This is a genomic window from Saliniradius amylolyticus (genome assembly GCF_003143555.1).
In the GTDB taxonomy this organism is placed as follows: Bacteria; Pseudomonadota; Gammaproteobacteria; order Enterobacterales; family Alteromonadaceae; genus Saliniradius; species Saliniradius amylolyticus.
Genome location: NZ_CP029347.1, coordinates 2684089 through 2696321, shown reverse-complemented (window position 1 = coordinate 2696321; position 12233 = coordinate 2684089). Strand labels below are relative to the sequence as shown.

Annotated in this window: 14 protein-coding genes and 1 pseudogene; 3 read left to right on the top strand and 12 right to left on the bottom strand. The window is 51.1% G+C overall.

Annotated elements, in window-relative coordinates:
- Positions 1-267 precede the first annotated feature (267 nt).
- The gene (locus HMF8227_RS12645) at positions 268-1719 is read left to right on the top strand and encodes a bifunctional AfsR/SARP family transcriptional regulator/alpha/beta hydrolase (RefSeq protein ID WP_162558603.1); all 1452 of its coding nucleotides are present in this window, start codon (positions 268-270) and stop codon (positions 1717-1719) included.
- On the opposite strand, the gene HMF8227_RS15315 is transcribed toward HMF8227_RS12645, so the two are convergent.
- Positions 1716-2150 (bottom strand): DUF4442 domain-containing protein, encoded by a 435-nt coding sequence (locus HMF8227_RS15315; RefSeq protein WP_204101062.1) that lies wholly within the window; start codon positions 2148-2150, stop codon positions 1716-1718. The genes HMF8227_RS12645 and HMF8227_RS15315 overlap by 4 nt on opposite strands.
- A 100-nt stretch (positions 2151-2250) precedes the next feature.
- Positions 2251-3330, bottom strand: a complete 1080-nt coding sequence (locus HMF8227_RS12635) for a class I SAM-dependent methyltransferase (protein WP_109340516.1) — start codon at positions 3328-3330, stop codon at positions 2251-2253.
- A gap of 425 nt (positions 3331-3755) precedes the next feature.
- Between HMF8227_RS12635 and HMF8227_RS15270 the strand changes: the two are divergent.
- Positions 3756-3986, top strand: a pseudogene (locus HMF8227_RS15270) (helicase-related protein); the annotation flags it as partial.
- 731 nt (positions 3987-4717) lie between these two features.
- Entirely contained in the window at positions 4718-4879 is a 162-nt protein-coding gene (locus tag HMF8227_RS15090; RefSeq protein WP_162558602.1) for a hypothetical protein, read from the top strand.
- A gap of 57 nt (positions 4880-4936) precedes the next feature.
- On the opposite strand, the gene HMF8227_RS12620 is transcribed toward HMF8227_RS15090, so the two are convergent.
- The 10 genes from HMF8227_RS12620 to HMF8227_RS12575 all read right to left on the bottom strand — a co-directional run bounded on the left by HMF8227_RS12620 (position 4937) and on the right by HMF8227_RS12575 (position 12231).
- Positions 4937-6145 (bottom strand): NAD(P)/FAD-dependent oxidoreductase, encoded by a 1209-nt coding sequence (locus HMF8227_RS12620; RefSeq protein WP_162558601.1) that lies wholly within the window; start codon positions 6143-6145, stop codon positions 4937-4939.
- 127 nt (positions 6146-6272) lie between these two features.
- A complete protein-coding gene (locus HMF8227_RS12615) occupies positions 6273-6845 on the bottom strand; it encodes a GNAT family N-acetyltransferase (RefSeq protein ID WP_109340513.1) in 573 nt (190 codons plus the stop codon).
- Entirely contained in the window at positions 6842-7234 is a 393-nt protein-coding gene (locus HMF8227_RS12610; RefSeq protein WP_109340512.1) for a DUF2721 domain-containing protein, read from the bottom strand. The genes HMF8227_RS12615 and HMF8227_RS12610 overlap by 4 nt, the downstream gene beginning before the upstream one ends.
- Positions 7231-7653 carry a hypothetical protein gene (locus tag HMF8227_RS12605; protein ID WP_109340511.1) on the bottom strand — a complete coding sequence of 141 codons (423 nt, stop codon included), beginning with the start codon at positions 7651-7653 and terminating at the stop codon, positions 7231-7233. Before HMF8227_RS12605 ends, HMF8227_RS12610 begins: the two co-directional genes overlap by 4 nt.
- Positions 7634-8020 (bottom strand): rhodanese-like domain-containing protein, encoded by a 387-nt coding sequence (locus HMF8227_RS12600; RefSeq protein WP_109340510.1) that lies wholly within the window; start codon positions 8018-8020, stop codon positions 7634-7636. Before HMF8227_RS12600 ends, HMF8227_RS12605 begins: the two co-directional genes overlap by 20 nt.
- Before the next feature lie 14 nt (positions 8021-8034).
- Positions 8035-9036, bottom strand: coding sequence for an adenosine kinase (locus tag HMF8227_RS12595; RefSeq protein WP_109341112.1), 1002 nt, complete (start codon positions 9034-9036; stop codon positions 8035-8037).
- A 75-nt stretch (positions 9037-9111) separates the two neighbouring features.
- Positions 9112-9942, bottom strand: a complete 831-nt coding sequence (locus HMF8227_RS12590; protein WP_109340509.1) for a cobalamin-binding protein — start codon at positions 9940-9942, stop codon at positions 9112-9114.
- A complete protein-coding gene (locus tag HMF8227_RS12585) occupies positions 9939-10904 on the bottom strand; it encodes a cobalamin biosynthesis protein CobD/CbiB (RefSeq protein WP_109340508.1) in 966 nt (321 codons plus the stop codon). Before HMF8227_RS12585 ends, HMF8227_RS12590 begins: the two co-directional genes overlap by 4 nt.
- A complete protein-coding gene (locus HMF8227_RS12580; protein ID WP_109340507.1) occupies positions 10901-11602 on the bottom strand; it encodes a 5'-methylthioadenosine/adenosylhomocysteine nucleosidase in 702 nt (233 codons plus the stop codon). Before HMF8227_RS12580 ends, HMF8227_RS12585 begins: the two co-directional genes overlap by 4 nt.
- Before the next feature lie 74 nt (positions 11603-11676).
- A complete protein-coding gene (locus tag HMF8227_RS12575; RefSeq protein ID WP_109340506.1) occupies positions 11677-12231 on the bottom strand; it encodes a DUF2726 domain-containing protein in 555 nt (184 codons plus the stop codon).
- Between the last annotated feature and the right edge of the window lie 2 nt (positions 12232-12233).

Sequence of the window (12233 nt, the reverse complement as noted above, 5' to 3'; positions counted from 1 at the left end):
TACGGTTGACCATGACAAAAGCGTGACAGATGTCATAGACTATAGAATGGGCAGGGTAATCCTTTAGAGCCTTCCATTAGCTTAACTAATCTCTTATCTACTTATTTACGGGGTTTTATGCAGGAGAGTTACTTTCGATTAGTGACTTTGGGAGAGGTTGCTATTTATCAAGGAGATAGCCTACTTAGGCTAAGGAGAAAGAAGTCCTTACTCCTGCTTGTTTATCTTGCTATGTCGAGACGGTTTGCCAGTAGAGAGAAGTTGGCAATGTTACTCTGGCCTGATTCTGAGTCAGGCAACGCCAGAGTGGCACTCAGAAGTTGTATCTCTGATTTGAATCAGGTCCTTGGTAGCGGCTGGAGTGAGAGCAATGGTGAGCTGATTCGCTTATCTTCACAATTTCCATTGACGCTAGACGCTCTGGAGTTGAGAGCGGATTTGGTTGGCCGCCGTTTTGCTACAGATATTCTTGCGGTTGCTGAACGAGAGTTTCTGGATGGAGTGGAGCAGGGGCTTTCTGATGAAATGCGTGAGTGGATAGAGGCGCAAAGAGCTTCACTGAAACAGGAAGTAATAGCTTGTCTGGAAAACAAACTGCAACCCTTTGTAGATACTCATAGAACGAGCGAGGAAGGGGACGCTTCCGTTGCAACAACATTAAAGAAATTGGACCCTTACAACGAGCTGGCCATAATGTGCCTGATGCGTATTTACCATCTGAAGGGACTCAACCAGAAGGCAATAGAGGAATATAAGGGTTATTCACAGCTCATTGAATCGGAACTGGGCGTTCGGCCGTCACCCAACGTAGAGCAATATAAGGCGTCTATTCTCTCAGAAGGAATGCGAGGTACCAGACAGGCTTATACGTCCATACCTCCTCTTGAGGAGGTAGAGTTTGTTGAGAACAATGGTGTCTATATCGCCACTAAGTACTTTCGCTCGACGCAGCCCAGCAACAAAACGATCATCTTTGTTTGGGGCTTTGTGTCACACCTGGATCGTCTTCTTGAGGAGCCAAATTTAAGATCTTTTCTGGAATCTATTGCCTTGAGGGCCAACCTTATCATTTTCGACAAGAGAGGCGTTGGTCTCTCAGATCGTATTGGGCAGCCTCCGTCCTTAAGTGATACCTGTAGTGATATCTCATCGATCATTAACCATTACGGTTGTGACAAAGTTATCATTGCGGGGCTTTCTGAAGGTGGTCCGGCGGCCATTTATACGGCAAATAAATTGGCCCAGAAAGTGGAGGGGCTGGTGTTGATTGGAACGGCGGCAAAATGGATTAAAGATGAAGACTACCCCTACACATTATCCGGGGATAATTACGATAAATGGTTATCCATACTACAAAAAGAATGGGGAACGGCACTGAATCTGAAGGACTTCGCGCCAGGGGCCGAGCAATATACGGAGCTGGCATTGTGGTGGGCTAGAACAGTGCGAACAGCGTCCAGCCCCTCTATGATTAAACGAATCCTCTTAGCCGCCAAACATATGGATGTGCGCCCGTTGTTACCAGAGCTGCATTTACCCTGTCTTATTGTTCACGCCCGTGGGGATCAAATGCTTCGTGTGGATAACGGAAGGTATCTAAAAAGGAATATCAAGCAGTCAGCTTATGTCGAGTTGGACTCGGATAAACATTGGCCTTGGTTGGATGATACGACAGGCTTTTTCCGTGGATTGGATTCATATCTTGAAATTTTGAACTAACCCTTGGTGTTTTTGATATAGAGTGTTTTTTTGACCGACGCGATGGTTTTTCCCTGGCTATTATAGATGGGAATTTCGAATTTAGGTCGTATGGATTCACCTTTGTTCGATATTTGGTTCTTTATGCTCTCTAGCCAGCTTTCTGTTAACCTGAAGTCTGCGTAAACCGTTCCTTTCCCGGGACTTATGAAGTTTATGTGTGTCTCCACGTCCCAGACGATATATTTTCTTCCTAGGTTTTTCATCAGCATTACCATTAGGAAAGGATCGGTCATCGACATCAGGTTGCCACCAAAGTGAGAGCCCACCAAATTCCGGTTATAAAACCTCAGAGGCATTTTAACCTGAATAGACTGGTAATCGTCGGAAATAAAGGAAACCGATATTCCGGTACCCCAATAGGGCGGGTATAGATTAAATAGTAGCTTCATGATCTTAGTATTCATTTATCCTTATTATCCTCTTAGTGGCCTGTAAGGTACATGTGTTAGGTCAGCCCTATGCCCCAAAGGTAGGGGCATAGGGAGGTTCTTACGCTTGTGACATTACGTACATATTAAGTGGATCATGCTCAAGGTGCTTAACCTCAATATTATTGAAACCGGCCTTTCGAAGCATTTGCATAGCCAGTTCTTGGCCCCACATGGTACCTAAGCCAGGTCCTCCTTGGTGCAAGGAAACCGGCGTACAATGAGCACAGGAGAGGCTGTATATTAATGGAGCGAAAGGATGATCCAGGTTGTTTTCCAGGTAACTGGACCCAGCAATATCTTGCATAAGATAGAGTCCATCAGGGCGCAGACTCTTTTTAATACCGTTTAAGACACCCTGAGGATCGGCCTGATCATGTATGGCGTCAAAGGTGATTACAACATCGTAGGACTCTGGTTCGTCAAAGTCAGTCGCATCTCTACACTCAAACTGTACGTTGGTCAGTGATTGTGCCTGGGCATTGGCCCTAGCCTCCAAGATCACACTCTCACAAAGATCATAGCCCTTAAAGCGGCTATTGGGATATAGGCGGGCGAGTTCCTGAACGCCCAGCCCTTTCCCGCAGCCGATATCAAGAACATCACAGCCGTCTGAAAGTCTTTCGTGCAGCATTTCAAAAGCGGGCATTATATGCTCAGAAATAGCTGAAACCACCGTTTGATGACTGTCTTCTGACATAACCTGATGAAAGCATGGGTATGCGCTGTAGGGTAAACCCTCCCCTGTCTTGAAGCACTCCTCAATGGCTGGTAATGCTTGGCAAATCATTGGGATAAACTGGGCCGTGACGGCAATATTATCAGGGGAGGCTCGTCGGCACAGACAGTTGGCGTAGCTTTCGGGAAGAGCAAAAGTTTGACTGGCTGGTTCATATTGAACGATATGGGCGGTTACCATCACAGATAGCCACTCTTCTAGATAGCATACGCTTAAGTTGCTTTGCTTGGCCAAGGTGCCCACATCGCACTTTCCATGTTCATCAAGCTTATCGAAAATGCCTAATCGATGACCAAGCGCTATCATCGCTATGGTCGCCCCATTATTAAGCATGTCGACAAGCTTTTCAGCGAATGCTTCTGATGTTAGTGAAAGTGCTTGGTTTTTTGGTTCGACACTCATAACCCCTCCGGTTTATATGACATTAAAATTCATTAACTTAGGCACATTGAGTCCGGTGCTTAAGTCAAACTCCAGGGGAGTGTGTTACGAAGGCGTATCAAGAACGCGACAAAGTAAGTATGAGTTTCGTTCGTAGAATCTAAAAATTAACAAAATATTAAAAAGAAGCTGTTGTGATTAGTCTATAGTCTTCATGGCGAAGTATTGATTCGGTGACCGCCCTTATCGAATGCCTGCCTTTCGTGTTATCGATTATATCCCACTAACCCATTTCTGAGCCTAGAGTCTCACTGCCTGACTGTGGCAGTGAACACTCGGACCAACTTGAAAAACAAACCGTGATCGCGCTGTTGGTGATGAATCAATGACTCTGCTCCCTTTATCGCAAAGGTGGCAAGCGTCCGCTAAGGGTGTTGGTGTTTACCCGCACCAAGGCGCTGGCCGACTTTAAATCCGGCAAGGTCCGGGTGCTGGTGGCCACCGATATTGCCGCCCGAGGGCTGGATATCGACCAGCTGCCTCGTGAGATCATCGAAGGTTTCGAGCCAGACCCCAACGCCAAGCCTGAGGTTAAAGAAGACAAGCCGCGTAACAACCAGCGCCGTCGCAGGCCGCGTCGCGGAAATAATGCCGGTAACGGCAATAATGGCAATGCTAACGGCGGCTCTGGCCGTCATCGCTCGCGCCAGGAGCGCAGCGTCAGCGCTTAGAAACGAGCCCAGGGGCTAACGAGTCCTTGACCGCCGCGCTGTAGAATATGGACATAGAGTTGTGTGGTAAGCAGATCTCTATGTCCTTTATCCATGAAAGCCAGTCAATGCGCGCCGCCAAAATCCCTTTCTGGTACTAAAACTCTGCTCTTTCTCACATCGTTATTTTTGACTTTCCTAAATGGTCCAATGTACTCGAAAAGCGCTCATTGTCTGCATTATTAATCATATCCTGACAGACAGAAGCCAAGCTATGCTGGGGATGAAGGGTATGATAAAAAGCCCTGTTGTTGGCCTCAAGTAAGAAGCCGAGCTTAAACACAGTACTTTGCCGCAGACTAAAATGTTTAGAAGTAAGGAGATATATGCCGACAGGAGTTGAGATTCGATCCAATATAGATACAGAAAACGTTAAGGGCCTTTTGCTCATCAATGGCGGTGGAGCCATTGCCCTGCTTACGTTTCTACCCAGTGTCTTGGGTAAGCCCGAATACGTTTTGCTTACTCGATGCATTGCTTGGAGTCTTTTTTGCTTCCAACTTGGCTTAGTCTTCGCAGTACTACACAATCATTTAAGGCGTCGCTGCTCACTCGCGTGGGACAGTCGCGGGCCTAAGTGCTCATTCCGAAGTAAAGAGTTACTTGAGCCTTGCGTGTGCTACTGGAGTCAGTTGTGCATGATTTTATCTGCCATTGGGTTTGTTGTTGCCGGCGGCATAGTTTTCTTTGGCGCATTGCAAACCATCGACCAACAACAAACTATAGTGAGCCAATCGAAGCAACAAAATACATTAAGGGAAGAAATGCCTAACAAAGCCATTGGCTCTGTTCCAGACTAAGGCTCCACCACCGGAAACTCTGACAGTGCGTCGCCTATGGCCGAGGTTCAGGTTGCTTCAGCCATCCCGCCATTGTGCCCAGTGATAGAAGGCTTTAAGGCCTAGCCGCCTTAGACGGGGTAAGGGGAATTTAGGCAGGGGAGTCTGGTAAAAGGGGAGATCCGGCAAGCTGTTGGGCCCTTGGGCGATGGTCTCGGCCAGACGCTGTCCTGCCAGGGTGGCGAAACTGACACCGGCGCCGCAATACCCCATCGCTGCATACAGGTTATCCTCTAGGGGCCCGACTCTGGGGTAATTGTCGAGCGCCACGCTGACCCAGCCACTCCAAAAATGTTCGACACCAATATCCCTGGTCGCCGGTAGCCAGGCCGCCAAGGCACGTTTCAGATGATTCTGATAGCGAGGATGATTTGCCGCTTTGCCGGTAATCGCGCCGCGGCCGCCAAAGAGTAAGCGTCCGTCCGGAAGCAGTCGGTAATAGTATTTCAACTGTCGACTGTCCATAAACAGCGGGCCTGGAGTCAGTCCGCAAGCCTGTTGTTGCTGTTGGCTCAGAGGCTGCGTCACCAACACCGAGGAGAGAACGGGAAAATGCCGCCCATCCAGTGCCGGGTGGAAGCGGTTCAGGGTATAGCCATTGCTGGCGATAACCACCTTGCTGGCCTGGACCTCGCCTTGTGGGGTGAATAACCGGTAACCTTGGTCGCTCCTCTGCCAGTCTGTCACGGGACTGCCCGTGTATATGTTGGCCCCGGCGTTTTTTGCCATGGCTGCCAGATTTTCGGCCATTCTTAACGGGTTGATGCCAAAACTATAAGGAGTCAGTGTCGCCCCATAGACGCCGGGACTAAGAATGTGGCTTCTGGCCTGCTGTTGAGTTAGCCAGCGACTGGTATCGCCAAACTCACGGCGCATATTATCGGTAACCCGGGCCATTTTCCGGGCCATGCTGGCACTGTGGGCCAGTTTCAGATAGCCGCCGTCTTGGAGCTGACAGTCTACTGGTCCCTGTTCGGCCAGATACCGAATATTATCCACGCCCTGGCGAAATTCGCTGTATACCAGCTTTGCGGTATCTTTCCCCCAACGATGTTGATAATCGCCAAGACCCAGGCGTCCGGTACCGCTAAGAACAAAACCGGCATTGCGGCCGCTGCAGCCCCAGCCAATACGGTTGGCTTCCAAAACCACCGGTTCAATATCCCATCGGGAAGCCAGGTGGTAAGCGCACGACAGACCTGTATAACCTGCGCCAATAACGGCCACCTGGGTTTTCCTAACTGTTTTTAATGGCTCTACAGGCGCGACCTGGTGTTCTCGCGCCCAGTAAGAGCTCGGATAGGGGCTACCCGAGCCAGGGTGTTTATCGACTAAGGGATCGTAAATACTGCCGTCAGGCATTATCGAAACGAAGCAGCATTTCAGCGGCGACACATTGGCACCCATCGTCGCACACGGGGCACACATATCCATATTCCACACAGTCGTGATGCCACTTGCCCGGATGCTCCTTAATTAACTGGCCGCCGCATTTGGAAAAGTACTTGTAGGCGCTGTTGCCGGGACTGGACATCCAGATATGTGCAAGACCGGCCCTGGCTCCTTGTTGACGGGCCGAATCCACGGAGCGGGTCAACATGGCCGGACCAATACCGTGTCCCCGGTAATCACCATCTACAGTGTTGCATTTGAAGTAGCAAATCTCGTCTAAGGAAAGAGGCCAAAGCTCGGGACTGCAGCCATGGTCAGGCTGCCATTGCCCGGCGGCAAGAGTCAGTCGAAAACCCACCAGCTTGTCGCCATCAAGTGCTACCCAGCTGGCATTGATGCCGTTTTTTTGGCTGGCCTGATAATGCTCCTGTAACTCGCCGAGGTCCATATACTTGTCGCCATGGACCTGGTTGGCTAAAGCCAGTAGTGCGTTAAAATGCTTAGGCTCAAGAGGGGTATAAGTTAGTTTTGTCATTTTTTTCGGGTTGCCTTTAAGTCCAGTCCTTCAAGATGCACATCCAGCGCTTCCAGAGAAATACGTATTTCCAGTACCGATTGCCAGAGGGACCACAGCAGCAGAATCAGGCTGGTACCGAAAATCCAACTGCCGATGGCCTGATATTGCAGATAAATCGCCAGCATCGATAGCACACACAGAAAAAAGCTGCCCACTCCGGCTTCCTGCATGCGTTTAATTAACTGCACTCGCTGGCGCAGGTTAGCAATCTGCTTATGGGTATTGGCACTGTTATCGTCAAAATTACGAATGATGCTGGCCAGGGTCACAAAACGATTGGTGTAGGCCAATAGCAACAGGGATATGGCTGGAAATAACATGGCCGGTGTCGTCAGGGTAATGGTCATAATGTGATATCTTCTATTTGTTGGCTCAAGGCGTGTTTGGCCGAGTCCAGATCCACGTAGATGCGTTCGTAAATGCTAGAGGTGGTGATCACCTTAGCGCGGATCTGCTCCAGCTGGGCCACGCCCATGGCCGACTTTATGCAGTAGGCATCGCCAACGCAGCCGCATGCCAGACTGTCGCGGTAAACCTGTTCCAAAATGGCCATGGCCTGGGGTGTGGAGGCCTGATAATTATCGCTGCAGTCGGCGATGTACCCCCAGGGACCATTGATTTCCTTAGCCAGACTGAGTAGACCCTGATGATAACCCCGAGCCAGATTTTCACTGATGGCGCCGCTGAAACGGGCGATTATCAGCCTGCCCTCGGTTTCAAGAGCATAACGACCAAACTGATTTTGCTTAGTCAGTGGTGGATGCATGCTCTACCGGCAGTCCTTGTTCAAGCCAGCCCTGCATACTGCCCTGCAACAGATAGAGGTTGGTGTAGCCAAGCCCGGCCAATGCCTCAGCGGCGATTCCGGCCCGGCGTCCTGAGCGGCAATAGAGGACGATAGGCGTCTCGGTGTTGTCGGGTAACAGCTTATGATCGGCTGTAATCTGGTCATAGGGCAATAACTTGGCATCAGGCACGTGACCCTCTGCGTATTCGGCCGGGGTGCGCACATCCAGTACATAATAGTCATCGCGCTGTGCCAGCAGCGCATCTGCCGACAGGCTTTGTGAAGCACTTGCCATAAGGCTGATTGGCATCAGTAGCAGCAGTGTTAGTACACGTAAGTAGAACATGATGTCCTCCTAAATTAACTTTGGTACTGAGTTAATATGGCATCTTGCTGTTTGCGGCTCAATCTGGGGCCAAAATTTGCTACACATTCGGCAGCACTGCGGCTGGCCAAATCTCCAGCCTGTGCGTAATCCATACCATGGGTAATGCCATACAAGAAGGCGCCAGCGAAGGTATCGCCTGCACCTGTGGTATCCACAGGCTTGACCGGATAGGCTTGAACAGCCACTTGCTCCTGGCCGTGATAAACGGTGGCACCTTGCTTACCCTGAGTGACCACTACCACAGGACTAAGTTGTTGCAGTTGGACCAGTCCAGCCTCAAAGCCACCGTCTTTGCCGAAGTCGGTCACTTCATCCTGATTACAGAACAGCAGATCCACGCCATCTTCACCAAGCACTTGTTCTAGGTGTTCACGGGCGTATTTAACCACTGCCGGATCGGAGATGGTCAGGGCGATCTTAATACCGGCCTGTCTGGCCAATTGCTTGGCCTCCAGAATGGCTTCTACAGCAGCGGGTGAATAAACCAAATGGCCTTCGATATACAAATACTGGGCTGCTTCCAGCACTTCACGGTGTAATTCCTGAGTAGAAAAGTCGGTAGTAATGCCCAAGTGAGTACACATAGTGCGCTCGGCATCATTAGTGATGAGCACCACGCATTTACCGGTTTCACCCGGGGTATCCTGGCTTTCTAAGCGATGAGCAACGCCAGCCTCACTGAGGTCTTGCTGATAAAACTGGCCTAATTCATCGTTGCCCACTTTGCAGCAGTAAAACGGGCGACCGCCAAATTGGGCCAGAGTGACCATAGAGTTGGCCGCTGAGCCACCGCCCGCTTTCTTGCGCAGAGGGTAGCTCTTGTACAGACTGTCTAACAAAGCCTGTTGTTGCTCGCTCTCAAACAGAGTCATGACGCCTTTTTCGATACCCTGTTGGGCCAAAAAAGCGTCATCGATCAGAAATTCTTTATCCACCAGGGCATTGCCCAGCGCTACCACATCGTAGTTTGCCATCGCCATCTATATTGGTTGTTGCCACAAAGCAGCGAATTCTACACTATTGTCGCGCGGGGGATAAGTCATCCGCACCTACCTTTTAAGGGCTGGGTTGTTGGTGTCAATCTGCTGACACAATTGCTGCAAAGCCGGAGCCAGACGTAATGAAAAGCGATGCAAGGGGTCGGGATCCATTTGCAGAATTTGTGCCGGGCCTAGTGGCAGCGCTTCCAGCCAGGGTCGCCAGAAACTCAGGGTTTGCTTTTTGGGTTTATGATTCGCGGCAATAATTCGTTGAGGTTGGCGCTCGATCACAGACTCCATAGGAACTTCGGGGTAGTCAGTCGGCGCATCGGCAAAGATATTACCCGCGCCGCAGTAATCCAGAAGATGGTTGGCCCAGGCGCCCCCTCCCACGGTCATTAAAGGGCTGGGCCACATATAATAAAACACCGGTAAGGGTTGAGAGCGGTGATAGTGCTTGCGGATTTGTTGCAGGCGCTGGCGAAAGCTACTGGCTAATGTGTGGGCTTGTTGGGCAACATTGAGTCGTTGGCCCAGTGCTTCTATATCGTCGGCGATATCCAGTGGCTTGCGTGGCTGGGAGATAAATAACTCGAAGCCCATGCTTTTCAGCCGGGCGATATCCTGAGGCTTGTTGCCACCCTGCCATACCAGAATCAGGTCGGGTTTCAGAGCCATAACCTGTTCGAAATCCACCCCCTGATAGCTGGCGACTCTTGGCAACGCCTTGGCCTGCTCAGGATAGTCGCTGTGATCGCTGACCGCGACAAGGCGGTGGCCCTGACCCAGCTCAAAGACCAGTTCGGTCAGGTGGGGGGACAGGGCTATCAGGCGCTCAGCGGCCATCAGTGAGTGGCTGATACTCAAGAACAAGAGGCCTGTAAGCCAGTAACCTTTCATAAGCGTCCTGTGGTCAGTGCAAAAACGATGGCAAATAACAGTAGTGTTAAGGTCAGAAAACCAATGCTCAGGTAGTTTAGCAGGCGCAGCAGGCGGGGGATATCTTCGGGGACCGGATCCCGGCTGCCTCCGCAACGGGGCAGACGCCGTTTTTGCCCCTGATACAGAGCAGGCCCGCCCAATACAATGCCTAATGAGCCGCCAGTGGCAGCCAATAGACTTAAAGAAGGTGTCTTGGACTGAGGTAGCTTTCGTAAGGCTTTTAGCGCGGGGCGGGTGCCTTGGATTAGCATAATCATAAACATCGCCACTCGAGCCGGAATAAAGGTGACGGTACTGATAAGCAGGGCTACCGGGCGGCCAAAATCCCGACAGTGAGGCAGTTTGGTATTCCAGATTTGGGCGAACTCGGCCAGGACCCGAAAACAAAACGCAGCCAGACCACCGCCGATAAGAAACACAAACAGGACGGTCCAGTAATGAGTCACATAGCGCAATAGGGACGTTTCGATCATGGCTTTGCTCAGCCCCATTACCGAGAGAGGTTGAGTTTCGCGCAGAAGCAGGCGCTGGGCGGTGTCTCTGGCCAGGACTTTTTTATTTTGCTGCAAGGCCTGATAAACACGCCGGGCCCGGCGCTTGGTGTTGGTATAATCCAGCGCGGCCAGTAATAACAAGGCGTCAAAAAATACCGGGTATTCGGCAAAACTGGTGAAAATACCAATACACACGGCCAGTGGTAACAACAGTACCAGTGGTGCCAGTGTGCCAGAGATCAGACGCTGACTTTGTGCCCGATCGCCTTTCGGGTTGACCTTGGCCGCCATGCGTTGTGCCAGGGCACGAAACAGTAGCAGGGGGTGATATTGCGCGGGCCAGTGCCAGACAGACTCAACCAGCATGACTAGCCACAGAGCCAGTAAACGCTGTAACAGGGGGGTATCGATAATCGGCTCAATCATGGCATTGAAAGCCTTTTTATCATAGCCATTACCAATGTGGCCGAATGGTGGGAGGCTTTATCCAGATAGCTTTCAAACGACATCAGTGAATCCACACCGGCAATATCCGACAAGGCTCGAATTACGACGAATGGCGTTTGCAGCTGGTAGCAAGCCTGTCCGATGGCGGCCCCTTCCATTTCCACTGCACACAGCTCAGGGAACCGGCCTCGAACCCGGCCAACGGCTTCATCACAACCGATAAAGCTGTCGCCAGTGCCGATCAGGCCGGTTTGGCTATGGATATCGGTAATGGTCTCCGCGGCGTGCTGAGCAGCGTGAATCAGGCGCTGGTCACAGGGGAAAAGTTTGGGCAATCCAAAGACCTGACCGTGTTCGAAACCAAAGTGAGTCACATCCACATCATGGTGTTGTACTGCCGAGGCAATAATAAGGTCGCCGATATTGAGACGGGCATCGAAGCCACCTGCCGAGCCGGTATTGACCACATAGTCAGGTTTATAGCATTGGATCATCAGTGCGGTCGCCAGGGTGGCGGCTACCTTGCCGATTCCGGTTTGCACCAGGACGACCTCAACGCCGTGTAAACGGCCTGAGTAAAACTCGAGGGGGCCCTGAGTTTCTTGGTGTCCTCCCTCTAATGACGCTCTAAGCAGCGCCATTTCCTGTTCCATCGCCCCCAGAATACCGATCTTCATATGCCTTACCGAGTTTAAGCCGGCAGGGCCGGCGCGGTTAAAGTCGGTATTCTACGCTAACTTCAGCGTGTGTGTCAGGCCGCCAGAGGTTTGGAGCCTGTCTGAGTGCCGGCAATGAGGGGTTTCTTGGGCGCCTTGTAACGGACCGGTGCCAACTTGGCTTCCAGACAGTCTCGGAAGTCTTGTGGACTGTAGCCGGACTTTACCTTGATGCGCAGGTGGGGAATGCGTGCAGCATCAAGAGCACTGCTGACAAACCAGTCACGCTGAGTCTTATAGCCGTCTTTGCCAGATTGGTGGACCAGGTCCACAGCAACGACAGGGGTCAGTGTTTCTTTGTCGCACAGAACAAAGTCCAGGTTGCGACCGGCAGCCTTCAGCATGGCGGTGCGACCGGTCTTTTTGTCGGTCCCGTGGCGCAAGCTGACAATATCGCTCAGTCTCACCCGACAGATGATCCGATACTGATCACCGACACCGGCTTCTATCAGATTCAAGAAACTGCGCTCCACCGGAGTAAACAGGTTGTCGCGCCTGCGGAAAGGGAAGGCGAGCTTATCGCCGTTAAGTTTAATCGCCACCACAGCAATCACCATAAGCATCATAAGTAACACCAGTGTCAGTTCCATAG

Excerpts from the sequence above, each read along its gene's own strand:
- HMF8227_RS12645 (WP_162558603.1), top strand. The coding sequence starts at position 268 with ATGTTACTCTGGCCTGATTCTGAGTCAGGCAACGCCAGAGTGGCACTC.
- HMF8227_RS15315 (WP_204101062.1), bottom strand. The coding sequence starts at position 2,150 with ATGAAGCTACTATTTAATCTATACCCGCCCTATTGGGGTACCGGAATA.
- HMF8227_RS12635 (WP_109340516.1), bottom strand. The coding sequence starts at position 3,330 with ATGAGTGTCGAACCAAAAAACCAAGCACTTTCACTAACATCAGAAGCA.
- HMF8227_RS15090 (WP_162558602.1), top strand. The coding sequence starts at position 4,718 with ATGATTTTATCTGCCATTGGGTTTGTTGTTGCCGGCGGCATAGTTTTC.
- HMF8227_RS12615 (WP_109340513.1), bottom strand. The coding sequence starts at position 6,845 with ATGACAAAACTAACTTATACCCCTCTTGAGCCTAAGCATTTTAACGCA.
- HMF8227_RS12610 (WP_109340512.1), bottom strand. The coding sequence starts at position 7,234 with ATGACCATTACCCTGACGACACCGGCCATGTTATTTCCAGCCATATCC.
- HMF8227_RS12605 (WP_109340511.1), bottom strand. The coding sequence starts at position 7,653 with ATGCATCCACCACTGACTAAGCAAAATCAGTTTGGTCGTTATGCTCTT.
- HMF8227_RS12600 (WP_109340510.1), bottom strand. The coding sequence starts at position 8,020 with ATGTTCTACTTACGTGTACTAACACTGCTGCTACTGATGCCAATCAGC.
- HMF8227_RS12595 (WP_109341112.1), bottom strand. The coding sequence starts at position 9,036 with ATGGCAAACTACGATGTGGTAGCGCTGGGCAATGCCCTGGTGGATAAA.
- HMF8227_RS12590 (WP_109340509.1), bottom strand. The coding sequence starts at position 9,942 with ATGAAAGGTTACTGGCTTACAGGCCTCTTGTTCTTGAGTATCAGCCAC.
- HMF8227_RS12585 (WP_109340508.1), bottom strand. The coding sequence starts at position 10,904 with ATGATTGAGCCGATTATCGATACCCCCCTGTTACAGCGTTTACTGGCT.
- HMF8227_RS12580 (WP_109340507.1), bottom strand. The coding sequence starts at position 11,602 with ATGAAGATCGGTATTCTGGGGGCGATGGAACAGGAAATGGCGCTGCTT.
- HMF8227_RS12575 (WP_109340506.1), bottom strand. The coding sequence starts at position 12,231 with ATGGAACTGACACTGGTGTTACTTATGATGCTTATGGTGATTGCTGTG.